The organism is Halobacteriovorax sp. YZS-3-1 (genome assembly GCF_047084945.1).
GTDB lineage: Bacteria > Bdellovibrionota > Bacteriovoracia > Bacteriovoracales > Bacteriovoracaceae > Halobacteriovorax_A > Halobacteriovorax_A vibrionivorans.
Genome location: NZ_JBKIYI010000001.1, coordinates 160,706 through 185,294, shown reverse-complemented (window position 1 = coordinate 185,294; position 24,589 = coordinate 160,706). Strand labels below are relative to the sequence as shown.

The 24,589-nt window shown below is 33.8% G+C and carries 23 protein-coding genes, 3 tRNA genes and 1 other RNA gene; 23 read left to right on the top strand and 4 right to left on the bottom strand.

Features of this window, described 5'->3' with window-relative positions:
- Positions 1-10: 10 nt before the first annotated feature.
- The 6 genes from ACMAZI_RS00935 to ACMAZI_RS00910 are packed head-to-tail and all read left to right on the top strand — an operon-like array spanning position 11 to position 4,611.
- Positions 11-1,486, top strand: coding sequence for an NADH-quinone oxidoreductase subunit N (locus ACMAZI_RS00935; RefSeq protein ID WP_334677784.1), 1,476 nt, complete (start codon positions 11-13; stop codon positions 1,484-1,486).
- A 1-nt stretch (position 1,487) separates the two neighbouring features.
- Positions 1,488-1,787, top strand: a complete 300-nt coding sequence (locus ACMAZI_RS00930; RefSeq protein WP_114706050.1) for a hypothetical protein — start codon at positions 1,488-1,490, stop codon at positions 1,785-1,787.
- Between the two features lie 33 nt (positions 1,788-1,820).
- Positions 1,821-2,636: a hypothetical protein gene (locus tag ACMAZI_RS00925; protein ID WP_120403977.1), complete on the top strand. Its 816-nt coding sequence runs from the start codon at positions 1,821-1,823 to the stop codon at positions 2,634-2,636.
- Positions 2,626-3,075, top strand: a complete 450-nt coding sequence (locus tag ACMAZI_RS00920) for a hypothetical protein (protein WP_120403978.1) — start codon at positions 2,626-2,628, stop codon at positions 3,073-3,075. Before ACMAZI_RS00925 ends, ACMAZI_RS00920 begins: the two co-directional genes overlap by 11 nt.
- A complete protein-coding gene (locus ACMAZI_RS00915; RefSeq protein WP_114706053.1) occupies positions 3,068-3,328 on the top strand; it encodes a hypothetical protein in 261 nt (86 codons plus the stop codon). The genes ACMAZI_RS00920 and ACMAZI_RS00915 overlap by 8 nt, the downstream gene beginning before the upstream one ends.
- The gene (locus ACMAZI_RS00910; protein WP_412473961.1) at positions 3,325-4,611 is read left to right on the top strand and encodes a hypothetical protein; all 1,287 of its coding nucleotides are present in this window, start codon (positions 3,325-3,327) and stop codon (positions 4,609-4,611) included. The genes ACMAZI_RS00915 and ACMAZI_RS00910 overlap by 4 nt, the downstream gene beginning before the upstream one ends.
- A gap of 70 nt (positions 4,612-4,681) precedes the next feature.
- Here the strand turns inward: ACMAZI_RS00910 and ACMAZI_RS00905 are convergent, their stop codons facing one another.
- Positions 4,682-5,407 carry a hypothetical protein gene (locus ACMAZI_RS00905; RefSeq protein WP_412473962.1) on the bottom strand — a complete coding sequence of 242 codons (726 nt, stop codon included), beginning with the start codon at positions 5,405-5,407 and terminating at the stop codon, positions 4,682-4,684.
- A 23-nt stretch (positions 5,408-5,430) separates the two neighbouring features.
- Here ACMAZI_RS00905 and ACMAZI_RS00900 point away from each other — a divergent pair, with 23 nt between their 5' ends.
- The 6 genes from ACMAZI_RS00900 (at position 5,431) to ACMAZI_RS00875 (ending at position 11,629) form a co-directional block, all read left to right on the top strand.
- On the top strand, positions 5,431-6,420 hold the full coding sequence (locus ACMAZI_RS00900) for a hypothetical protein (protein ID WP_114706056.1): 990 nt from the start codon (positions 5,431-5,433) through the stop codon (positions 6,418-6,420).
- Between the two features lie 31 nt (positions 6,421-6,451).
- The gene (locus tag ACMAZI_RS00895; RefSeq protein WP_334677780.1) at positions 6,452-9,607 is read left to right on the top strand and encodes a hypothetical protein; all 3,156 of its coding nucleotides are present in this window, start codon (positions 6,452-6,454) and stop codon (positions 9,605-9,607) included.
- A gap of 57 nt (positions 9,608-9,664) precedes the next feature.
- A tRNA-Ser gene (locus ACMAZI_RS00890) sits at positions 9,665-9,750 on the top strand.
- Positions 9,751-9,764: 14 nt separating this feature from the next.
- Positions 9,765-9,854 (top strand) — tRNA-Ser (locus ACMAZI_RS00885).
- A gap of 45 nt (positions 9,855-9,899) precedes the next feature.
- Positions 9,900-10,562 (top strand): M24 family metallopeptidase, encoded by a 663-nt coding sequence (locus ACMAZI_RS00880; protein ID WP_114706058.1) that lies wholly within the window; start codon positions 9,900-9,902, stop codon positions 10,560-10,562.
- Between the two features lie 86 nt (positions 10,563-10,648).
- Entirely contained in the window at positions 10,649-11,629 is a 981-nt protein-coding gene (locus ACMAZI_RS00875; RefSeq protein ID WP_114706059.1) for an alpha/beta fold hydrolase, read from the top strand.
- Positions 11,630-11,639: 10 nt separating this feature from the next.
- Here the strand turns inward: ACMAZI_RS00875 and ACMAZI_RS00870 are convergent, their stop codons facing one another.
- From ACMAZI_RS00870 to ACMAZI_RS00860, 3 genes are all read right to left on the bottom strand, one after another.
- The gene (locus tag ACMAZI_RS00870; protein ID WP_412473963.1) at positions 11,640-13,133 is read right to left on the bottom strand and encodes a bacteriohemerythrin; all 1,494 of its coding nucleotides are present in this window, start codon (positions 13,131-13,133) and stop codon (positions 11,640-11,642) included.
- Between the two features lie 127 nt (positions 13,134-13,260).
- Positions 13,261-14,505, bottom strand: a complete 1,245-nt coding sequence (locus tag ACMAZI_RS00865) for a MipA/OmpV family protein (protein WP_412473964.1) — start codon at positions 14,503-14,505, stop codon at positions 13,261-13,263.
- Positions 14,506-14,560: 55 nt separating this feature from the next.
- Entirely contained in the window at positions 14,561-15,442 is an 882-nt protein-coding gene (locus tag ACMAZI_RS00860) for a phospholipase A (protein ID WP_412473965.1), read from the bottom strand.
- Positions 15,443-15,577: 135 nt separating this feature from the next.
- Here ACMAZI_RS00860 and ACMAZI_RS00855 point away from each other — a divergent pair.
- The 11 genes from ACMAZI_RS00855 to dnaX all read left to right on the top strand — a co-directional run bounded on the left by ACMAZI_RS00855 (position 15,578) and on the right by dnaX (position 24,584).
- A tRNA-Arg gene (locus ACMAZI_RS00855) sits at positions 15,578-15,654 on the top strand.
- A 28-nt stretch (positions 15,655-15,682) separates the two neighbouring features.
- A complete protein-coding gene (locus ACMAZI_RS00850) occupies positions 15,683-16,438 on the top strand; it encodes a ThiF family adenylyltransferase (RefSeq protein WP_114706063.1) in 756 nt (251 codons plus the stop codon).
- Positions 16,439-16,509: 71 nt separating this feature from the next.
- Positions 16,510-17,088, top strand: a complete 579-nt coding sequence (locus ACMAZI_RS00845; RefSeq protein ID WP_120403990.1) for a hypothetical protein — start codon at positions 16,510-16,512, stop codon at positions 17,086-17,088.
- A complete protein-coding gene (locus ACMAZI_RS00840) occupies positions 17,078-17,926 on the top strand; it encodes an LPP20 family lipoprotein (RefSeq protein ID WP_120403991.1) in 849 nt (282 codons plus the stop codon). Before ACMAZI_RS00845 ends, ACMAZI_RS00840 begins: the two co-directional genes overlap by 11 nt.
- A gap of 13 nt (positions 17,927-17,939) precedes the next feature.
- Positions 17,940-18,545: a hypothetical protein gene (locus ACMAZI_RS00835; RefSeq protein WP_114706066.1), complete on the top strand. Its 606-nt coding sequence runs from the start codon at positions 17,940-17,942 to the stop codon at positions 18,543-18,545.
- Between the two features lies 1 nt (position 18,546).
- On the top strand, positions 18,547-20,022 hold the full coding sequence (locus tag ACMAZI_RS00830; RefSeq protein WP_412473966.1) for a hypothetical protein: 1,476 nt from the start codon (positions 18,547-18,549) through the stop codon (positions 20,020-20,022).
- Between the two features lie 35 nt (positions 20,023-20,057).
- On the top strand, positions 20,058-20,786 hold the full coding sequence (locus tag ACMAZI_RS00825) for a PilZ domain-containing protein (protein WP_120403993.1): 729 nt from the start codon (positions 20,058-20,060) through the stop codon (positions 20,784-20,786).
- Positions 20,783-21,265: a nucleoside deaminase gene (locus ACMAZI_RS00820; protein ID WP_334677774.1), complete on the top strand. Its 483-nt coding sequence runs from the start codon at positions 20,783-20,785 to the stop codon at positions 21,263-21,265. The genes ACMAZI_RS00825 and ACMAZI_RS00820 overlap by 4 nt, the downstream gene beginning before the upstream one ends.
- Positions 21,266-21,310: 45 nt before the next feature.
- On the top strand, positions 21,311-22,579 hold the full coding sequence (locus tag ACMAZI_RS00815) for a hypothetical protein (RefSeq protein WP_412473967.1): 1,269 nt from the start codon (positions 21,311-21,313) through the stop codon (positions 22,577-22,579).
- Positions 22,580-22,620: 41 nt separating this feature from the next.
- Positions 22,621-22,717, top strand: an RNA gene (ffs, locus tag ACMAZI_RS00810) — signal recognition particle sRNA small type.
- A 70-nt stretch (positions 22,718-22,787) separates the two neighbouring features.
- The gene (gene dnaX / locus ACMAZI_RS00805) at positions 22,788-24,584 is read left to right on the top strand and encodes a DNA polymerase III subunit gamma/tau (RefSeq protein ID WP_412473968.1); all 1,797 of its coding nucleotides are present in this window, start codon (positions 22,788-22,790) and stop codon (positions 24,582-24,584) included.
- Positions 24,585-24,589: the final 5 nt, after the last annotated feature.

The following is a 24,589-nucleotide window of genomic DNA, read 5'->3' as shown; positions in this document are numbered from 1 at the left end:
AGGTGAAGTGATGGCTTTAAATTATTTAGCGAGTATCTCACATTATATTCCGGAGCTTTTAGTATGCTTCACGATGGGGGCCTTAATCCTCATCGAAGCTACTTACGGAAATGATGATAAGGGGAGCTCGAAAAAAATGTTTTACTGGAGTTCGATGATTGGACTTTTATGTGCTCTGATTTATCAAGTTAAAGGTCTTGGTACTGATGCAACACATATTTTTACAAAGTCTGTTGTCATGGACCATTTCTCTGGTTTTGCTAAGATTGTTATGATCTTAAGTACGGCAGGGGCAATTTATCTTTCTAAAGTTTCTAAAGATCTTTATGAAGGTACGAAAGCTGAGTTTGGTATCTTAGCAATGGGAATCTTAGTTGGTGGTATGCTTCTAGCATCTGCAAACAACATGCTAATTTTCTTTATTGGTATTGAAACACTTTCAATCCTTTCTTATGCAATGGCAGCTCTTAAGAAAAATGATGAGCGCTCTACTGAAGCAGGTCTTAAGTATGTACTATATGGTGGTGCAACTTCAGGAATGATGTTATTTGGTATGAGTCACATCTTTGGAACTCTTGGAACAATTAATTTCTCTGAGATGATCCCAATGATGTCTGCATTAACTGAAGATCAAACACTTATTCTGATTCCTTCGTTCTTATTATTCTTTGTTGGTATTGGATATAAAATTGCTTGTGTACCATTCCATATGTGGTCACCAGACGTTTATGAAGGTTCACCTCTTCCTGTAACTGCTTTCTTCTCATTAGTTCCGAAGTTTGCAGGTATTGCAGCATTTACGAGACTAACTCAAATCTTCTTTGCAGGGGATGTTGGGATGCTTAAACATTCTTGGATCTTCTTGCTAATGGTAGTTGCATCATTAACTATGACAGTAGGTAATGTCTCTGCAATTGGACAAAGATCAATTAAGAGAATGCTAGCTTTCTCTTCTATCTCACACGCTGGTGTAATGATGTTAGGGGCCATTGTTCTTGGTGAAATGGGTGCAACAGCTATCCTTTTTTACGCGGTAACATACCTTTTCATGACTCTTGTAGCATTCTATATTGCTTCATTTATTCAAGATCACTACGGTAATGATCATATCGATCGTTTTGCTGGTCTTATTAAAAAGCATCCATTTGCTGCAATCGCTATGACAATTACAATGTTCTCATTAGCAGGTCTTCCACCTCTAGCGGGATTCGTTGCAAAATTTAATATCTTAGCTGCAGTTGTTCAGCAAAAGTACTATGTACTAGCTGTTATCACTGCTGTTAACTCAGTTATCTCGCTTTACTATTACATGAAAGTTGTAAGAGTGATGGTACTGAAAGATGCTGAATCAGATGAGAAGGTTGCAGGTCTTGGATTTGTTAATCAACTTATTATTGGTGTTTACACTGCACCAGTACTGATTATTGGTATCTTCTGGCAAAAGTTACTTTCTCTTGCCAATGGAGCCTTGCTCCTAATTAAGTAGTATGGAATTAGTACTACTGACAACTACAATCTTATTTTTATTACTTGGGGTAGTCTTAGGCTACCCTTTGTTTTTCAAGCCAAAGAAGTCTGGCGGCCCATTTCGTAAAGTTCATAACGAAACTAATATTGCGAATTCAAATATTGTCCCTTTAAAATCTGTGTTTAAATACGCGATTGTATTTTTAGTTCTTGCAATGATTACAGTTATTATTACTGGTGCAGGAAATCTAGAATTTTATAAAGAAGCGTATTCAATATTGGCCGGCCTTGCTACAATTTTAATATTATTAATTTTATAGTCTTTTAAGAAATAGGGATAGTTCTTGGAGTTAATGATAACTTTGCCACTATGGCTGATCTTAATTCAATTTGTTGGTGCACTTGTAAACTCACAAGACTTTGCGCCTACATACAGTCTCAAGAAGTATCTTATTGCATCTCATAAAGCACAAGAAGTAGATGCTCTAAGTTTTAATTCTTTTTTTGTAATACTTTTATCTGTTCTATTTTTTCAAACATTATCAATTTTCTTTATATTAACAAATCAGCTCTCTTATATTCTTCCGTTCTATTTCATGATGATAATTTCAACGATCTTCTTAGGGATTTATCGTTTTAGATTATCACTGATAAGAAGAGAGGTTATAGAGATTACACAGATCACTTTGTCGCAGTTAATTTTGATTAGTATCATTGTATTAACTTGGTTCTTAGTTCAGTCTGATTCAATTATTTTAAGGTCTATTTTCCTACTGCCATTGTGTATCCTCTTTTATTCAACTGAGCTGCAAATGATAAAGTCAGGCTCAATTTATTCAGATAAGAAATACTTAGAAATAAAATCCTCATATATAAGATTGTTATATCAATGTGGATTCATCCTTTTTGTTATAAGTTTGATACTTACGGGAAGCGACTTTTCAAAACTAATTATTTCAAAGTTTAGTCCAGGCTATATCCATTATGGAGCTTTAACTGTTTTGGTAATCGTATTACAGGTAATATCAATTATTTTGAGTAATATATATATTAAGTTTCAACCTCTAAGGGATTATCAAAGTTTGATAACTTCTTCTAAAAAGAGAGTGTTAACTTCATTTTTTATTTTTGTAATCTTTTGTAGTTTAAAGGCTTTTAATGTTTTCTAATATTATCATTATATTGCTTTTCATATTTGCGGCTTTTTCAAAAGGTCGCTACACAATGATGCTCTACTCTGTTGCCCTTTCATCTTTGTTGGTAAGTTTGATGGGAGTGTCTTCAACTGTACTTATTTACTTTTTAGGTCTATTTCTTGTTGTTTTTATTCTTCTTATAACATTAATAGAATATTGTTTTCCCACAACTCAAGTAAAGTTTAAAAAGTTTTCTTATACGCCTTATATACTGTTTACCATTATCTTACTGGGAGTTTTCTCTGTTAATATTTATCATTTAAATAACGATAATAATCTTATTAGCATAATCAATAACTACAATGTTGATACCCATATTAATTGGCCAATCCTATTAAAGTTTTGTGTTTTATTAGTATTTACTGCATTTCTGTCACTAGTGAACCTAAATGGAGATGAAGAGAATGCATAATATCGATACATTTACACTCCTAACAATTGTTTTTGTTATTAATATCGGAGTTTATTTATTTACACAGAGATTTACAAAGAAGCTTTTTTCTTTGTTTTCAAATATTGCAATCTTTCTTTTACTAATCGACCTTAGAGTTCAGGAGTCTATATCTTTAAGCGATGGTGTTATGCTTTTTATCTATGTAGCGCCAATCTTTCTTCTGATAAATTCTCTGTTTAAGGAATTTCGTGTAAGACAGGGGGCAAATTGATTTATTTTAATGTCTCTTTATTCTTACTTACACTATTGGCGGTTCACTTCTCATCAAAGATTAATAACTGGGGACGCTCATTTATTTCTTTAATACCTATACTTTCGATTGTTGTCGTATATTTTTCTGGTATGGAGATAAATTACCTTAATTCTATTTTCCCGTTCATTTTATCTTTTTTAGTTATTGATGAAAAAAAACGAAATGTTTACGAAATTTTACCATTTGGAATCTTACTCTTTCCAATTGATATCAATATAAAGATTATAGCTTTTGCTTCTTGTGTATATCTGAATTTAGGTAGCTATAAGAAACAGTCGCTTAATATTCTTAAACTTGCGATTATCGCATTTATTACGCTCGTTGATAAAACTTTGGCCTTTAAATACTTATTCTCTGTTTATTTATTATTATCTTTTTTAGACACTGATAATAAGGACTTTGCGATTACAGATGGAGTGATTCTTTCTTACCTACTCACTAGTGATATTCAGTATGTAACACAAAACTTAAACCAATTCTTAATTGGACTCTCTTTTTTAATCTTTTTGAGCTTATTAAATAAAGAAAATATTTTTAAGATCATATTTGTATTAACTGCAATCGTGAGTGTTTTCTTAAATTCTGAATCTCAATTAATGGGTCTTATCGTTTTTTATTATATGATTAGATCTTTTCAAACATGTATAAAAATTTCTGCTAGGGAAATTGCGGTTTTTGATAAGTATGTTCTAGTTAATGCTTTATCTCATCTTGGATTGATTGGAATTCTAGCAATGTCATTTTCAACTCAAAATCCATTCTTTATTGCTCTGTCAATTATACTTACTTTCTTTGTTTATATTTTAGGTAGCGATGAATTGACCTCATTTGAGATGAGTGGCAAATGGTATGAAAGCTTTTATTCACTTGTTTTCTTTAGCGTTTTTGGCTCTCTTTTGTTTCTACTTTCAAGTAAGGCATTTTCTATTAATGACCAATTCTATCTACATGCAATTACATCTTACTTAGTGATAGGTATTACATTTATCGTGATTTGTTATAAGTTTAGAGCAGTGATTGAGCCTATTTCGACACAATTACATTTATCTAATAAAAAAAGACTCATTTATATGAATAATATTTTTTATAATGAGAGAAGATCTCTTGCTCAAAAAAATCAAGTAGTTAAAGGGAAGAGTATACTGTCACATATTTCAGTACCATATAAGACAGTAAGAACGGTTAGTTTAATTGTTACGGCCATTTATTTCTTAGTTTTAATTGTGCAGGTGGCAGGATGAAGTATAAGAATCTTATTATATATTTAGCTGTTTTAATTGGCTCAATTCTTATTTCATTTTTCTTAAATGGCTATACTGTGGAAACGCCGTTTCCGTATTTTAGTATGTCTTTTAAGTTTGGACTTCCAACAATTGTTGGAACATTAATAGCCGCAGTACTTGTACGAGAAGAAAGTTTTCTAGATAGAGTTATTAGTCTGCCTCTTTCAGTGTTTGCATTCTCCTCAGCAACTATTTTGCCCTTTGTTATTTTTACAGGTGCATTTTTTGCTATATTAAAAATTGAAAATGTTAAATTCTTATTATTTGCAATCTTGAATTTATTAGCTCTTTTAATTTTTAAGAATGACATTGTAATTAGTAATCTAACTTTTGTTGTATCTGCTTTCTTAATACTTTCGTTTACAAAAAAGATATCATTGTTAAATTTATTTCTATTCCAATATTTTGTCTTGTTGGATATTAATTCAACGATTAGCTCAGTACATTTATTTTTGATCCCTTTTTGTGTTCTTTTACTTCTTTTCTTATATGTAAGAGGAAAGGTTAGAAACTCTATCAATGTTATGGCCTTGGCCTTAATCATTCTCTCGGGAGATGTAACGTTATCGTTGATATTAACAGCATATAGCTTACTAGGTATTTCTATATTATTTGATAAATATCGCTCAAATGAAGAGAAGATAATAACTTCTAATGTGACAATTGCTACAATTATAATTTCAATGTCATTTTTGTCAGCGCAATCCTTGTTAATACCACTAATTGTGGTACTTACTGTGTTTGTTGAATACAATAAGAATAATGTGGAGGTTAATCATGCAGTCTAACTTCTATTTTCTTCTTCTGCTTTATCCAGTTATATATTTCTTAAATAACTTCCTTATTAAGGTTACTTCAATTAATTCTAAACAGAGAACATCTGTATTAGCTTTCGTATTCTTATCATCATTTTACTTTCTATTTAGAGATTTCATCTTCTCTTCTGTCGATAGAAGTTATTTTGCTATATGTTCAGTTTCATTTTCACTATTCTTTTTAAATAGTCGTGGAAATTCGAGAGTATTATTTAAGGCCATTACATTATTATGGTTTTCTCTTTTTAATATATGGAACTTTACAGGTGTAACGGATATCGTTCTTTTACTTGGGATGTTTTGTTTTTTTGATACTGATAAGAAAAGTGAGCATAGCTTATTTTATAACCTATCGTGGATTATAATTGCTGTAGTTTATTTCTTTGTTAAAGAGTTTCAAGGTGGAGAACTTGGAAGTCTCTTTTATGAAATACTTCTAGTGGTTTCCACTCTTTTATTGGTTCCAAAAGAGAAGGATTCACCTTTTCTTTCTATTCTCCAGTATATTTTCTGTTTATCTGTTTTAAATCGATTTATAGCTTTAAATATAGAATTAAGTCCTTATTTCTATCTATTATTTCTGTTTCTACAAGTAGCATTCTCATTTATTAAAATTGATGAGAAATATCAGGCCATTCAATTGATGTCGATTTGTATGGCCAGTGCAATTATCTTATTACCTGTATTTGGAATTGATAGTTTTTATCAACTATTTTTAATAGTTTATCTTCTTGTTTTTTCTTATAAGTCTAAGCAGTCAGAGATCGTTGCCAAGTTATTGAGTATTGTCCATGTCCTTTATTTATTTTTAATTGGCTATGTCGCATACTTACACAATACTTACTTAACGAATTTACAGCTACTTTCAGTGATATTCTTGATTGTTACACTCGCTTATCGTCAAAACCTATTTGGTATTGTGCAAAATAGTCCACGCAAAGCGATTGTTTGATTTAATTTCAATTACTTAAGATAATAGTCATATGATTAAGTTTCGTGTCAAAACCAAGTCGAACAAGGTTTTGGGCCCTTTTATATTCTCTGAACTTGTTGAATTAGGCGAAAAAGATGCTATCGATCAAAACTGCCTTTTTCAGAAGTTTCCTACAGGAGACTGGGCACCGGTGGGTGCAATTCCAGAGCTTTCAAATCTCTTTGAAAAAATAAACTCAGATGAACCTTTAAAATTAAGTGAGAATACTGACAAAGATGAACCTCAAGAAGAGGTTAGATATGCACAAACTGATAGTGAGCAAAAGCATCACACATTAATTGGTGAAGATAAAACAGAGTTCAATGAATTCAAGTTCTCTAAGGATAAGAAGCTCGATATTAACTACGATGAAATCGAAGAGAAGTTTAAGGCCAAGAAAGAACAGGAAGAAATTGAAGCACAAAATGCAGGTGTTGAGAAAACAGTAGTTGTTAAAATGCCAGCTTTTAAGCCACCAGAGAAAGAAAGTGATGAAATAGAAAAAACAGTAGTTGTTAATAATCTGCAAGATGTACTTGATGAATCTGATGATGAAGAAGATGAGAAAAAAGAGAAAGCTGAAGAGGTTGTAGAGGAGCCAGAAGAGGTTGTCGAGGATGATGCAGCTACAGCTATGTTCAATCTAGAAGAGCTTAAAAAAGAGCAATTGCCAACTAAGACTGAAGATTACAGTGACTTAGAATTAAAGATTAAACAAGAAGAGAGAAACCTTAAAAAGAAGGGGAAGCCAAAAGAGCAGCCTAAGCTTGAGTCTAAAAAGACAAAGAAAGAAGCCAGTAATAAGAGAAGAAATCTTACGATGGCCCTTTTCTTGGTTGTTACCCTCATTTTTTTAATGCCAGATGAGAAGAAAGATATCGAGACAGTTGTTGTTCCAAAGATTGTCTTTCCAGTCGCAACAGAGGTAGCAGCTCCAAAGAAGGCCCAAGAAAGCTATATTGCGGGGCTTAAACTATTTCAAAAAGATGATTATGTCTCACGCGTAGCTGCGGCCCAAAAGTTCTATGAGTCTCTACGTTACAAGTTTAACAAGAACCCAGCATCAGGAAAACTTATTCATGTTTATAGTGATTTGTTGATAGACACTCAAAAAACAAAGAAAGCTGGGCAAGTTATCTCTAAGCTTTTGCGTATTGAGGAAAGTAAATTATTAAATGATATTGATGTTGTAATAGGTGCAGCACAGTTTTATGCTTTTTTTAAAAAGTATGAAACAGCAATCTTTACAATCGAGAGATATAATTACTTAAAGTCTAATAAACCCTCTGTAAAACTATTTTCAATATATCTAAATTACCTATTAAAAGCAGGGGAGTTAGACAAAGCAAAAATCGTTTACGAAAAACTAAGTGGCGCTAAGGTGAAAACAGTAGAGTCAATCGATGCAATGGTTAATTACCTACTACTTAATGAAAATAGTACTGATGCCCTTAAACTTATTCAAAAACATGAGAATAAGTTTAAAAATAATTATCGATTCTTAATAGTCTATGGGGAGCTTCTCTTAGAGCTTGAAAAAATGGATACCTTAAAGAAAGTTGGTGCTATTTTAACAGCAAAATATGGTGGGGGATCTCCTTATAATTTTGCACAAGGTCTCAAGTTTATGGGATTTGTAAAAGCATATGATAAGGATATCCAGGGAGCAACGAAGCTTTTCCAACAATCATTAAAAATTTATGATGATGAATCTCTTAGAGACACCCTCGCTACTTTAGACGTTGCCGGAAGTGATCTAACACAAAAGGTTATTTCAACAAGTAAGATTAAAGTTCTGATTAGACAGTCTAAAGATGAAGTTATGCTTCTAAATTGGGACCGAGCATTTGAATTGGCCCTAAGAGCAGTATCTTTAGATGAAACAAGTATCGATGCAAAACTATATTTAGCTGAGTTACAAGTTAAGCGTGGATACTTTGATTTTGCTATAAAGACACTTACAAAGCTAAGAGCACTTCACCCTGTTAATCCTAGAATCAATTATGCTCTAATTATGGCAAATCTGAAGTCTTATAAGAAAGATGAGGCCAAGAGATTATTATCTGCACTTTCAACTAGTGAGGAGTTTAGAGAAACATTTGAATTTCAAATGCTACTTGCTCATTATTATAACCTAATTGCTAATGATAAAATGGCATTTGATAAGTTTAAAGCAGCTTCTCAAATTAACCCGTTAAGTGATGAAGCATTCTTTGAAATGGCAAAGATTGCATTTAAGAATAAAAAGTTTAAACAAACAAAATTATTCTTAAATGAGGCCATGAGTTTAAACCCTTCAAATATTGATTATAAAATTCTTAATAGTAAGGTTTTATATGAAACAGATGGTGTAAGAACTGCCATTGGTTACTTAAGACAGGAGCTTCTCGAGCATAGAGATAACCCTAAGTTATATGGTCAAATTGCAGTTTATTATTACCGTGATCAGGACTTTGAAGCATTTAAAGAAATGAAAGAAGTTCTTGATCGTCTTAATAAAAAAGATGGTGCACTATATGCATACCTAGTCGAGGTTTCTGAAATAGAAAGAGATTATAATGACTTGGTTGAAAATGCTTTAAAGTTACTTGTGTATGAGCCAGGAAATTTATTAATACGTGAAAAACTTATCATTACTTATATTCATTTAAAGCAATATGCGAATGCAACTAAGCATATTAATATCTTAGAAAAGAGACTTCCAACTTATCCTCGTATTAATTACTACCGATCAAAAATATTCTTTGAGCAAAATAATTATAAGCAGGCCGAGGCATTTGCTAAGAAAGAGATAGAAATGCATCCAAACTCTGAATATGGGTACTATATTCTAGGCGAAATTTATTTAAGGGCCAAAAAAGTTCAAGAGGCCAAGGCAAATCTTTCTAAAGCTATTCAGATTAATAAACGCTATTTTGATGCGATATTTTCAATGGGGAAGCTTACATTTCAAACACGTGAGTTTGTGCCTTCTCTGCAGTTCTTTCAGCGCGCATACCGCTTAAATCCGACTGATGCAGACTTAAATAAGATGATGGGTTTCCTATATAAAGAACTTGGACAACCGAATCTTGCTATCGATAAATTTAATCGTTATTTAACATTAAGTCCTAACGCGCCTGATCGTAGAAATATTATGAGCTTAATAAATCAATTAAAGCGTTGACAAATGTATGCAAGAATCTTAATAATATATCTCACGAATGCAAAATTTGTATTTTGCGGAGGATTGGCTGAGTGGTCGAAAGCGGCGGTTTTGAAAACCGTTGAGCGCGAGCTCCGCAGGTTCGAATCCTGTGTCCTCCGCCACTTTTTTTCTATGTGGAGAAGTGGGAGAGTGGCCGAATCCAGCACCTTGCTAAGGTGTCGTACCCTTACGGGTACCGCGAGTTCAAATCTCGCCTTCTCCGCCATTTTTAAATCTTTTCCATTTCTAATAAACAATCAAAAACAATTATATGAAAGATCAATCTAAAACCATTCAAGATGTTGGTTGTTCATTTGATATTGATAAATATTTAAATGCAAGAAAGCTAACGATTGAGGCCGTTAAAGAAGTCTCTGCTTTGGTTTGTGTCGGTATGACAGAAGATGATGGTCAAAAGCTAATAGATGAAGTTTTGGCCAGGAAGGGTGTAGAGAAGAAATGGCATCCAACGAAATTTCGTATTGGAAAGAACACAGTAAAGTCTTTTCGAGAGAAGTCTGATGAAGGTGTAACTCTAAAAGAAGATGATCTCTTCTTTATTGATATCGGTCCCGTCTTTGATGGCCACGAAGGTGATTACGGTGAAACCTTCGTAACATCTAATAATCCAGAATATTTGAAAATTAAAAAAGCTAGTGAAGATGTTTTTCATACTACTGCCAATAAATGTCGCGATGAGGGCCTTACTGGAGTTGAGTTATATGAGTTTGCGCAATCATACGCTAGAGATTTAGGTTATGAACTTAACTTAAAAATGAGTGGTCATCGTTTAGCGGACTTTCCACATGCTGTCTATTTCCGTGGAAGCCTTGGTTCAAGTGATATAAAGCCAAAGAAGAATCTTTGGATTTTAGAAATTCATATTCGCCATCCTGAGAATGAATACGGTGCCTTCTTTGAAGATCTAATTTAAACAACTGTTTCGTCATATTTGTGTAGGCCAGCTTTACACAAATACATGTTTCCTTTTAAAATTTTAAAATAACAAAAGGACAGAACATGAAAATATTCAATCTTCTAATCATATTAATTTTTGTATCTTCTTGTGCTTCTTCATCTAAGAACGAACTCTCATTTGATGCAGAATTATCTCAATTTAAATATCCATTTCCAGTTAAAACATATGAATTCTCAACTCAAACGCAAAAGTTAAAAATGAGATATATGGATATTGGTAAGTCAAAGTCAAAAGTTGCTGTCCTACTTCACGGCAAAAACTTTGCAGGATTTTATTGGGAGAGAATTGCAAATGATCTTGTGAAAAAAGGTTATCGAGTTATTATTCCAGATCAAATAGGATTTGGAAAAAGCTCGAAACCAGACAACTATCATTATAGTTTTCCTCAGCTAGCAAAGAATACTCATGGATTAATAAAATCACTAGGAGTGCGTAAGTATATCGTTGTTGGTCATTCAATGGGGGGAATGCTTGCTGTGAATATGGGGGCCATGTATCGAGACATTAGAAAGGTTGTACTCGTAAATCCAATTGGCTTAGAAGCATATCTTGATTATGTCGAATATAAAGACCCTGAATTTTTCTTTAAAAGTGAAATGAATAAAACAGTCGATAAGGCCCGCGCCTATCAGCGAAAAAATTATTATGATGGAGCTTGGTCAAATTCATATGAAGCATTATTAACTCCATTTAAAGGTCAGTTAAATGGACCAGATTATGAAGTTGTTGCTTGGAATGCGGCCTTAACTTATGGACCTATATTTGAAGATAATATCGTTGTTAAATTTCCTAAAATTAAAGCCAAGACGGTTTTAATATTAGGTACTCGCGATCGAACAGGTCCTGGACGAGGTTGGAAAAGAAAAGGTGTTAAGAGAAAGTTAGGACAGTATCAAAATTTAGGTCGAGAAATAAAAAAAGAAAACCCTAAGCTTAAGCTCATTGAGCTAAAAGGCTTAGGGCATATGCCTCAGTTTGAAGACTATAATCGTTTCTCTAAAGTGTTCTTTAGAGAGTTTTAATTTCTCTTAGTTAGGCAACGAGTTTAACACCTTGTTGCCTAGCATGATCTGCATACTTCGTATCAATTCCCATAATATGTGTGAATAGCCAGTTTTTAAGGAAGCTTGCAAGCTTATCTTTTTCAACTTGTCCAGTCTTGAGCTGCGCTTCAAACTTTGCAACATTTGAAAGAAGCTTCTCGTGTACTCTCTTATGAGATTCATAAGATGGATAGTTTATTGAACGCATATATTCTTCTTCTTCATCAAAGTGAAAGACTACGTATCCTTTTAAATCCTCAAAAGCTTTAGCGATACCTTGTTGAGTGTTCATCGCACGGATAAGAGTGTTGATTCTTTTTAATAATTCCTCGTGCTCGCTATCTACCTTCGGTATACCAATTGCATATTTTTTATCCCAAGGAATCTCTTCGATTGCTGAAGAAGTTACAATATGCTTTTCAGTTTTAGTTTTATGAATTGAGTGTCTTAAGTCTTTTAGGTAATCATTAATAGTACTTGCTAGTTTCAGTGTTTGCGAAACGACAAGTGTACTTCTTTGAGTTGAGTTATTGATTAGATGAATAGCATCTCTTAGTTCAATAACACCATTTTCTTGCTCTCTAGCAGCGACTGTAATTTCTTCGATCTGCTGATTCATTTTTAAAGTTTCTTCATTTGTTTGATTGAAGCTATTTTTAAACTCTAAAAGAGTGTGATCGCAAGAATTGGCCGTTTCATCTAATCTTGTTCCAAGTGATTTACTGCTTTCTTCGATCTTTTCAATAAGTGTATTTAGTTTTGTTTGTGCTTCAGAAAGAGTGTAGTTAATCGCATCCGCACTATCACCACTTGTTGTTGCAAGCTTTCCAATCTCCTCGGCTACAACAGAGAATCCTTTTCCGTGCTCTCCAGCTCTGGCCGCCTCTACTGAAGCGTTAAATGATAAGAGCTTTGTCTGGAAAACGATGTCGTTGATAAGTTGTGCCTTGCTTTCGACTTCGCTAAAAGTATGTAGAAAGCCATTTAGATTTGTGGCTATATCACTTAGTGACGCATTAATATCACGACTTGTGTCTAAGCTGGCTTCAATATTTTCTTCAAGCCTTTCAAGGGACTTATCACTATTTCCAATAAGTTGATTAATTTCTTTAATATTGCTTTCAAATGATGAAATTGATTCAGTTGTTCTTGTGATCATTGCACTAATCTCATCACTGGTAGCACTCGTTTCTACGACAGCACTTGCTTGTTCATTAGTACTATCTTCAAGCTGCTCACATGAATCAAAGAACTGAGAGTTTGTCCCAATGATGTTTCTTTGAAGATAATCAAGTTTCCCCATTAATTCGGTAAGTGAATCCCGATGCTTTTTTTGCATAATATAGAACATGACCAATGTTGGTATTGTTGCGAGCACAAATGGTAGTGATGCAATGATACCAGAATTAGTTAAGTAACCAATTAAACAAGTAATAGTTAGTGATAAGGTAAATGTAGTGGCGATAATATTGTTAGTTTTCATATTAACAATATCGGGCAAGAATCAGTTTTTCGTTAGAAAAATTTTAATGACCTTCGTCACTTTTCGCTAAGAATTATTGTTTAATTTCAATAACTTCGATGAAAAATATTGAAAATTTTCGACTGTTCTATAGTTCTTGTTGAATATACAGCCCAAGATAATTGCTTCCGCCTTTAATTCTTCCAAATACAGATGAAGATTCGAAGATTGAAGAGCGATGGTGAATCAATAACCCGGCCCAAGAATGCTTGAGGCCAAACTTTTCAAGATTGAAGTCGATAGAGAAGTCGAGGTAGTTCATAAACTTGCTATCACGGTACCCTTTTCCAGCTATATCAATTTCTTCAATATAGGTAATTTCATCAACGTACGAAATACCTTCTGCTAATCCAAGTCGCCATTTTGTTGGCCAATCAAATGGAATGAATATTTTCACAGCGATCACGTATTCATTACTATAGCCTTGTACTTCACTCTTTAGATGTCTTACATAATTTGGGAGTAAGTATACTGGAATATCCCCACCCATAAATGTGTCTGAAAGAGGGATCCCGTAAGCTAGTGATACCATGTCATTGTTGTATTCATCCGTGGCAGTATGAAATGATAATATGTCGCTTAAGTTTGAAGGTGTTGCTTTAGTGTATGCGGCCCTAATGAACTCTTTGCTTTTAAGCTTTTTTCTTTTTGGAAATTCAATTGCATTACTCTTATGTAGTCTATCTGAAAGAAAAGCGATTCCAAGAAATGTTTCTGTGTTGACTTGGCTGTTTATAGCATCGGTACTAGCAGTGTGATTATCAAGAGTACTTACTTTTGCGTGGGCCAGAAGGTTAAAGTCTCTATGGATGTGAATTGTCGTTTCAACACCTGCTCCGACTTCATAACCTGAACCAGGCTTAGCAGTTCCGTTATAACCATAGTAACGGTTATTAAATTCCGTACTTCTAATTTGCGCATAGGCAAATGGTTCAAAGAAAAGACTCTTCCAACTGAAGCCCGCTTTTGTTTCGAAATTTATATAGGGCCTAGTAGAGCTATCAACTAGGATCTGAGCATTTGATTGCCAAAATGTGTTGTGAATAAATTGAAATTCAAGGCCGTAATCAAAAGCTGAGCCACGAACTTCATTTTGAAACTCTTTAGGAATATCAAAGAAACGATAGGTTGTATAAAGGTTGGCGCGCCATTTTTCATGTTTTATTAGCTTGCCTCTAGCACTTAATCCATCTAGTTCGAAGTCTCCTCTTTTATAGTAAAATAGAGGAATGATATCTGAAACATATTTGTCATCTGAAGTGTATGGAATTCTAGCGTTTCTATAGCCAAATCCAATTCCCCAGTAATAAGGCTCTTTACTTTTTGAAAGCACTTGGGAAGAAAGTATACATATAAATATAATAAGAATATTTTTCATCTAAAAAAGCCTATAACCAATCTGTAAATGCGACACCTAATCCAATACGTGTCATCTTATAATTATAATCAATTAACGATTCACCATATCCATAAAAATATTGAACATATCCTTTAAGTCTGGTTTCAGGTAGAGGAAATGACCAAGATAACTCAACAGCACCTTTATTATCGCTTCTAAGATTATTTCTTAACATTAGAGAAAGTGTGTGACCATTAACTTTATGAATAGTCGTTAATTCAAAATTACCCATATATTCATTAATATCTGGATTATCATCACCAGTGTAGTCTGTAGGACTTGTCTTTTTTTCCTCTGGAATTCGATACCACACTTTCAACATGAAAAGTGTTTCACGGTAGTCAAAGAATGTTGTGAAGAAGATTCGATTCCAACTTCTAGATTGTGGGATATCTTTCCCATTAGATTGATGAGCAAAACCAAGGTGATAATAATTTCTAAAGATCGTCCAATTATCTTCAAATGGCATCATGGATAAAAATATCTCTGGTTCGTAATTCGTATCCCTAAATGCTGCTGAGTTTTTCTTGTTAAATAGTTGCCATACGGACTTTTGGGTATAGGCAAAGTTTAAGTCTGTATTTGAATTAAATAATTTTGAAAATACAGTAAATTTAAAGCTTAATTGAAACTTTGTTTCCTCGTTCTTTAATTCGTCGTCATCATTTATCGGAGACTCATTAGGATCATGCATATAAGTCACAGGCAGGACATAATTTGGTCGATGGGCCGTTACAAGTGAAATGGTACTATTAGAGGCCTCATCTTCTTTTTGTCTCTTTTGTATCGTTTTCTCAAGTGAATCCTGGGCAAAGATTGAGATCGTGAAATTGAGCAACAAGGCGCAATAAATGCTTCTTTGAAAAGTCATAGTCGTCGTATATTAAAGGGTTTTTTAGTTGAACGTATTGTCTAATAAATAGGGCCTCTCTGACAAATAATTTCCATTAACGAAATACTAGATTGACAATATACGACGTTAGGGGCTATAAATACCCCTACATGCGCACTCGTAGCTCAGCTGGATAGAGTGTCTGACTACGGATCAGAAGGTCGCAGGTTCGACTCCTGCCGAGTGCGCCATGTCTTAAGTATTTGTAATCACAAGCCTATGTCAAATCACGAACAAAGATTTAATGGAATTGCTGCTTTATTAGGGGAGCGAGAATTCTCTATTGTTAAAGACTCTCACATTATGGTCATTGGACTAGGTGGAGTTGGTACGTGGTGTGTCGAGTCCATTGCTCGATTAGGTGTGAATAAGATCACTCTCGTTGATCTTGATGATATCTGTGTTTCAAATACAAACCGACAACTTCATGCCCTTGAAGGAAATTACGGCAAAATGAAGGCCGACGCTTTGGCCGAACGAATTGCAAAGATTAATCCAGACTGTAAGGTTACATGTCATTATTGCTTCTTTAATGAAAAGAATATGGAAAAGATTTTTGCAGAGAAGCCTTCGATTATAATTGATACGATTGATGCCCCTCGTGAAAAAGCGATTCTTATTAATGAATGCTATAAGCGAGAAGTCAAAGTAGTAAGCTCTGGGGCGATCGGTGGGAAAGTTGATCCTACAATGATCACTGTTGCTGAGCTCTCAAAAACTAAGCAAGATATGCTGTATCGAAAAGTAAGGCAGGAGCTAAAGAAAAAACATCTCTATCCACTAGGGAGATCAAAAGCAAAAGTTCAGTGTGTTTACTCGCCTGAGCCATCAAAGAAGATTAAAAAGTGCGATCTTGAGCAAACATCTAAGGCTTTAAAGTTAGATTGTAATGGTGGACTAGGAACGGCCACTTATATGACAGGAACAGTAGGTTTCTTGCTTTCTCATTTAGCTATCAAAGAGCTTTTAAAGTAATTTTTCATTGATTTAATCTCGTCGTAAAGTAAAATTAGTTGACTTTAAACAATCAAAAAATGGAGATATCTATGATCAGGCTCGCTTGTCTTTTGGCATTATTACTAACAATTACTTCGTGTTCATCTGGCCCTAAAGAGCGTGAATTTGAATTAGATTATAAAGTCATAAATGCTTCACAAAAAGTTGAACCAGTATGGTTAGAAGATATTAAAAAATATGAAGGAGATAGTGGTTATCATTATTTCTTATCTCAATCTGAAAATAGAAATAGAAGACTTTGTATTAAATCAGCTACCGCAAGGTCTACAGCAGTTATCGCAGCTGAAGTCTCTCAAGAAATATCAAATGACTATACTGAAGTAACAAGTTTAGATAATGATTCAGAAGAAGTTAAAACTTTTTATGAAAAGCTTACACAAACTGTTCGCACCAAAGTTTCTGGAGTACGTGTAAAAGAGCAATATTGGGAAAAGCGTCAGAAAAAATCAGGTGAGGAATTAACGGGTTCACCATACTATGCTTGTTTCTCAGTTGTTGGAATAAAAGAAGAGACTTTAGACCGCGCTAAGAAAGCAGCACAAGAAAGTGCAATAAACTTAGCACCATCAGATAAGAAAGAAGAGTTGAGAGAGAAGTTTGAAGACTAAAGTATTCATTCTCTTATTCTTTGCCTTTTCTGGTTTCGCTCAAGTGAAATCATGTCCAGCTGACTTTTTGTGTGCAAAAGCTTGCAGTTTAAGTGAGGCGGAGGCTGTGGAAGATGCTCGAGTTGAAATTGCAAAAAACTTTCAAGTAAAGGTTAAGGCAAAGTTTCTTTCAATTGAGTCTTCTGATGGAAAGTTGGATGAATCTCAGTATTCTGATTATGTCAGTGAAGAAGTAAGTGAAACTCTCTTCGGTGTAGAAACAATTGAAAGTTTTGTTGATGAAGAAGATTATCATTGTGTTCTACTTGGATTGAATAAAAGTCGTTTTCGTCAAAAGCTTAAGAGTGACATCACTAATCTTAGGGCCGAGAACGAAAGTATCTATAAACAAGGTCATAATCTATCGATATTAAAAATCAATGCGAATAATAATATTATTAAAAAGCTTGATGTTTACTTAGCGGTATTATCAGACAAGTATAAGTCTAATGTTGTTCAATATAAGAAGAGAGCGAAAAAAGAAATTAATATCGCTATTTATTCACAGCCTAAGTTTGAATCAATTGATAAAATGTTGATAAGTGAACTTAATAAGGCAAATGTTTACGATAATAATGACATTGAGAAGAAACTAAATATCGCAATTGCGCTAAAGAACGAATATCTAAATGTTGAAGGCTTCGTAAAAAGAACTCTGGAAGTTAACTTCATTTACGGAAAGACAAATATAACTAAGAGATATACACAAACGGGTCGTACAGAGCAGGATATAATACTTGATTTACAAAAAGAGTTATCTGACGATTTACCAGATGTATTTTTAGAACTTAAAATTTAATAATGGAGGATATATGAAGAACTTACTTCTAATAACGCTTATGCTTTCACTGTTTTCATGTGGAGGGTTTCAGGCACAGAGAGTATCTGGAGATGAGTCTGATGAGAAGTCTCTTGAGATTACAGATGCATGGGTAACTCGTGATACAGAAAATGCTGTTGAAGATATCTTAAAGAAAATGAATGATCACCGTGGATTTAAGAATTATCGACTTAAACTAGGTCGAAGACCAAAAGTTTTTATTGCAGATTTTGGTAACCAAACGGCTGAGCCATATTTTCCAGTTGATGATATTTCAGACGAGTTCCTAACTCAGATCAGTGAAACAGGTGAGTTCATTCTGATTGATGCTGCTGCTAGAGAGTCTCTTTTAAAAGAAATTCAGTATCAAAATGACGGAATGGTAAGTCCTGCAGAAGCTAAGAAGATTGGTAATGCTGCTGGAGCGGATATCATGATCTTTGGAAATGTAAGAATGAACCCACGTAAGAGAAATGGGAAAACATTAAAGGAATATACCGTGAACCTTCGCATGACAGATATCTCAAGAGGGGTTGAGGTTATGAGAACAAGGACTCGTGTAAATAAATATTCGGAGCAATCTAAAGTAGGTTGGTAGATTGCATAAAATATCAAAAAATAAATTCCTAAGTTACACCTTCATCTTAATTTGTCTTGTTAGTATCTTAAGTTGTGCTGCAAGAAGAGTTCGAGATGAAGGTGATATCATTGCTTCTTTATATAAAGAAAAAAAGTATCAGACTGTAATTGATCGAATCACTAAAAAAGAAGTTTACGAAAGAGAAGAGGATCGCTTTTTAAGGCAGGCCGAACTTGGAATAGCGTATTTTAATCTTAAAGATTATAAGAAGGCCCTCTTTCATCTTAATAAGGCAAAAGAAATAGCTAATAGTTTATATAAGGTGAGCATTTCAAATAAGGTTGAGTCCTTATTTATTGGAGAGGCTACCGATATTTATTATCCAAATCAATTTGAACAAATCAATATACGCTTTTATGAAATCTTATCTCACTACATGTTAATTCAATCCTCAGAGTCTTCAAAAGATAAAAGATTTCATCAGCAGGCAATGGTCTCGACTCTTAGAGATTGGAGCTCATATATTGATAATTTCAAGGAGCAAAATCGCGGAAGGGCAATATATAAAGGATCGACATTTATCGATTTAATGGGAGTTATTGTTCATGATGTTTATGATCGTTCTAAGGACCGATCTGTAATTAAAAGTTTTAAAAAATTAGGACAAAAAAACTTAGTGGAGCAGATGGGGATTTATCCAAGTTATAATGAATTACATGAGAAATATAAAGATGATTACAACGAGCTTCATCTTCTTTCTCAAAAGAAGTTAGCAAACTATATCCGTGAAACACAAACCTCAAATAATATTAAAAAGTTCTTTCAAAACAAAAAGCGCTATAATACCTACATCATAATTTTAGATGGCCATGTTATAAAAAAGACGGCCAATGTATACGAGTTTCCTTTAGGTCTTCCTGTCGGTGTTTATATATATAATGATGAGGGTATGGACGACTTTGTGACCTTCTCTCTTAAAATGCTTTCAATCACAAAAGGAACAGAGCCAAAGATTAGTTTTGAATTACCAAAAATAGATTCTGTACCAATTACGAATACTGAAAAAGTTACTCTCACAAATGCAGATGGAAATGAAGTTCTATCGGATAATCTAATTCTTATGGCAAATACATCAGAAGTATTAAGTGAATCATTAAAAACAGATGTTAAAACTTTAGAAGCAAAAGTAGGTGCTCGTCTGGCAGCCAAGCATATTGCTTTATTAACCTCTGCATACCAAACTTATCGATCTCTTTATAATAATGGTGCATTTATCGCCTACCTGTCGGCCAGTGCCGCCTACGCTGCCGGCAATAAGGCAATTGCTGAGTCTGAGTTAGCTGACCTACGTTCTTGGTATGGTATTTATGATCATGTGTATATGCTTCCAGTTGATCTTAAGCCAGGTGAATATGAAATAACTTATAAAGGAAAAAAATATAAGTTAACTCGATCAGACTCGCCTAAGCAAATACTGCCACTTGTACTCAATTAATTGTTCTTTATTCCGAATTTGCTTAAAATAAATATATGCTTATAGGAATTAACAAATTATCAATTAAAACAGATTTTAATAAGGCCCAGGCTTTATTTACTCTTCATTTCTTTTTATTCTTTTTAGCGAAAGGATATGAATTCTTTAAATATCAGTTTAATTTCATAGCGTTATTTGGAATTATCTTCTTTATCTTTTTCTATCGCTTATATTATCGTACACAGAAAAATCTTAAGTATTCATTTTGGTCGCTAACGGCCTTATCTTTTTTTATTATCATTTTTCATATTTTAAGATCTCTTTATCATTATAATGATTTCTCAATTTTCTTTTTATATACAATGTCCTTTTTTATCTTAGGGGTCCTTTGTTTTTCTCTATACTCACCTGTTTTTTTCCCGATTATTAATTGGTGGGAATATGACTTCCGTTATCGCAATGACTTAAAAGCAAGCGTGTATCTTGATGACGACAAGAAAGCAGACGCAAGGATTGTTGATCTTAGAAGACGCGCTGGTGGATTAAGTATGTTTGAAGAAGTTGAAATCGGTCAGCGTATTGATATTGAAATAGAATCTTCAGGACTTGATGGACGTTTACAGGTTGAGGTGCTATCAAAAAGACAATACTCAATTGGTCGCCCTTATACTTATGGAGTACGATTCGTCATTACAGATGATGTTGTAAAAAGAAAGTATAACGACTTAGAAAAATATTGGAACTTTGAGCGCAAGGCCAAGAAGAATAAAAAGTTTAAATCATGAAAATGAAGTCACATATATGGAATATGAAACTAGCTTTAGATGAAGCAGAACTGGCATTTAAGGCCGGAGAGGTTCCCGTTGGAGCAATTGTTGTCGATGAAAATGATAATGTTATTGCTAAGGCACATAATTTAAAAGAACAAAATAAAGATACGACAGCTCATGCTGAAATCCTTGCTATTAAAGAAGCAAGTGAGAAGTTAGGTGATTGGCGACTTATTAATTGTACTATTTATATTACGCTTGAGCCTTGTCCAATGTGTTTATATGCAATTTTACAAGCTCGTTTTAAAAATGTTGTTTTTGGTGCTTACGATCATAAAGCAGGAAGTATCTCTCTAGGGTATTCATTTCAAAAGGATAAGCGCTTCAATCATAAATTTTCTGTCATTGGTGGAATTGAACATTTTAAGTGTTCGAAAGTATTATCAGATTTCTTTAAATTACGTCGAAAAACCTATCGAAAAGTTAAATCCTAACTATCCTATATTTACATTGTTTAAAATATTCTAGATCATTAATATATGATCAAATTACTAATACTATCACTTATCTCAACGATATGTGCCGCTAATTCTATGCTATTTGAAGTAGACTCTTTCGATTTGAAAAGAGAGGTGGGGCAAGAGTTTTTAGCGGGAAGTGCATACGCTCGCGATATTTATATAAAGTATGATGCTGTCGAGTTTGATTTAGCACAAGACGGTGAGCTATTTTTAGTTGATGCAGCTTTATATAATAATAAATTCAACTTCAGAAAAGATAATCTAAATTTAACAACGTATATCCCGCAAATAGATGAGATCGACTTTCTCGACTTTATTTATGCAAATCAAGCTTTAATTGAGTTTACAGAAACAGGATTCAATGCGAATGGACCTCAATTAAGTATCGGTGCTGCAAGCTTCTTGTTTGATATAAGAAATGTCCAAATTAATTGTGCTAGCAATGGCTTTACATTTAGGCTTGATCAAATTTGTTTAAAGAATATGCTCATTAATCCTAGTAAAGGAAGTGAGTTTGCTAAAGTTGAAATAAAGCAAGAAAGCCAAGATACTTCTTTTATAAATATACTTGGTAAGAAAGTTTTATTCACGGATGATCGAATTAATATTGATGCTCAAAGTATAAGTGGAAATATTCTTAATAGTGAAATTGGTCTTAAGGCCATAAATGTTGATTGTTTTAAAGATAGTGAACTTAAAAGTTTTAATCTAGATCTTATTTTTGCTGGTTGTTTAGAAGAGTCTTTGATTGCAGGAAGCGAGATAAGGTTGTTACGTGAAGGTCGCCCTTTTGAAATCTATGATGGTGTTGTTTATTTTAACGAAAACCATGTTGGGGTTGAAGCGAATAAATTAATAGCAGAAACGCAAAAAGGTCTTTTTACATTTTTTGATATAGAAGCAAAGTGTTTAAAGACAATTAATAATAAGCGAATGATTTCAGCAGATGCTTTCTATCTTGGCTGTTTAAAAAGCTCTTACTTTAAAATAAATAAAATTAATGAAGATCAAATTGAAAAAGATAGCAATCGTATTAGTGACTTAAATATTCACGTTACTGATGGTGAATTTAAGTTGAATGCAAAGCTTCGTGCGCTATTTACACTGCATTTCAGAGCTAGTGGTACGTTAAATATCAATGAGACTCAAAGAGAAGTTAGGGTACAAGTGGCCAAGGCAAAGGTTGCGGGTATGACTGCTACAAAAATGGTTCTTAAATTTGTGATGAAGTTCATAAATTCTGACTCGGTGAGTCTGGAAAATGATACAATTATCATAAAATACTAGCTTTAATTGACATCATGCTTTGAAAAAAATATATTCATTTCGGTGGCCGGCCAGACAAGCGTAACGAGGTGAACTCCGCCAGGTCGGGAACGAAGCAACGGTAGCTTTTGCTGCGTTGTGTTTGTGTCGGCTGCCCCTTTCCAATGCCTATTATTTTGCCTATAGTTAATAAGTAAAAATTTAAAATCATATAAAGTGATGGTGCTCAATGTCATATCAGGTTCTGGCCAGAAAGTATCGTCCTACAAAGTTTCAAGACTTTGTTGGGCAAGAACATATTGTAAAAACAATAGTTAATTCTTTAAGAGAAGACCGTTTTGGTCATGCTTATATTTTTTCTGGTACACGTGGAATTGGAAAAACAACTATTGCAAGAATTTTTGCAAAGGCACTACGTTGCGAAAACCGTGATGAACAACAGAATCCATGTGGTGAATGTGGTGCTTGTCATGACTTTGATTCAGCTGCTTCAATGAATGTCGTTGAAATTGACGGGGCATCTAATAATAGTGTTGATGATATTAGAGAATTAATTAGTAATATTTCTTATCTTCCATCAAATGGAAAATATAAGGTCTATATAATTGATGAAGTACATATGCTTTCTAACAGCGCTTTCAATGCTCTTTTGAAAACACTAGAAGAGCCGCCTGAGCATGCAATCTTTTTAATGGCCACGACTGAGCCTGAAAAATTATTGGGAACTGTTCTTTCGCGATGTCAGCGATTTGATTTCATCAACGCAACAGTTGAAGAGTTGAAGTCACATATTATTAATATCGCTCAATTAGAGAATATTACCTTCAGTCAAGATGAGCTTATTGAAACACTTGCAAAACTTGGTAATGGATCGTTTAGAGATACTCTTTCTCTTTTTGATCAGGTTTTAAGTTTCTCTTATGGCCAAGATATAACAGAGGATATTTTTGCAAGAGCGTTAGGTATTGCAAAGTTGAGTTCGATTAAATCTTTAATTGATAATATCATTGCAGGTCAAACTCAAGAGTTAACTAATACTTTTAATATGCTTATTTCACAAAACATCGGTTTAAATAATATTGTTAAATCGATGTTAGAAAATCTTTTTTCTATTATTATCGCAAAAGACTTCAACGATAAAAATCGTATTCAATCTAAAGTAGATGGCGATCTTTTTGATAAGATAACTAGAGCAGAGCTTTATTGGATTTATGAAACTCTTGCTAAAGACTTTGCTTGGACAATGGAATCGATTATACCAGCAGATGCTACTCTACTTGCCATGAGAAAGGTAAGCTTAAGACATCAGTTAATAGCTGATACTGCTGAAGTAGCTACAAATACCTCTACTGTGGAGGATGCTGCGGGAAAGCCTGAGGCCCCAAGGGCCGCTGAAGTTGAAGAAGTGGCCAAAGAAGAAATCATACCAGAGGAAAAACCAGCTCCAACTAAGATTATCTTTGATGAACAAGAGGTTGAGCAGGATGCAAATTTCTCTGCTAGTGAAAATACACCTGAAGAAGTTGCTATTGAGCCAGCTTCAGAGCCTGAAGAAGTAGTTTCACAAGAAGTCACACCAACAATTATTCCTGAAGGGAATAAGACGTGGGATGGTTTCTTAGAGTTCTTATCGAGCTCATCTCCTGTTATGAGTGCGAATATGGAGCAGGGTAATCTCCTAGGGGAACTCGTTGTGGTAGGGAATAAGGCTACCATAGCGATTGGTTATCCAGTTAGTGCAAAAGTTTTCTTTGATCATATGAATAATCAAGAAACAATTGAAAAGGTTAAAGCAGAACTTAGAAATTACTTTTCTGTTGAAGAAATTGATTTAAAACTTGAGTTAGTTGAAAGAGAAAAAGCGCAAGAGACTCAATTTAAATCAAAATTTGACATCAATATTGAGAATGAAAATATTGAAAAAGCAAATATGAGAAAACAAATTGAAGAAGATGAGATGCTCAAAGTTGCAGGATCTCTTTTTAATACAAAAATAGATAAGATCGTTTTAAATAACGACGAATAAAACGG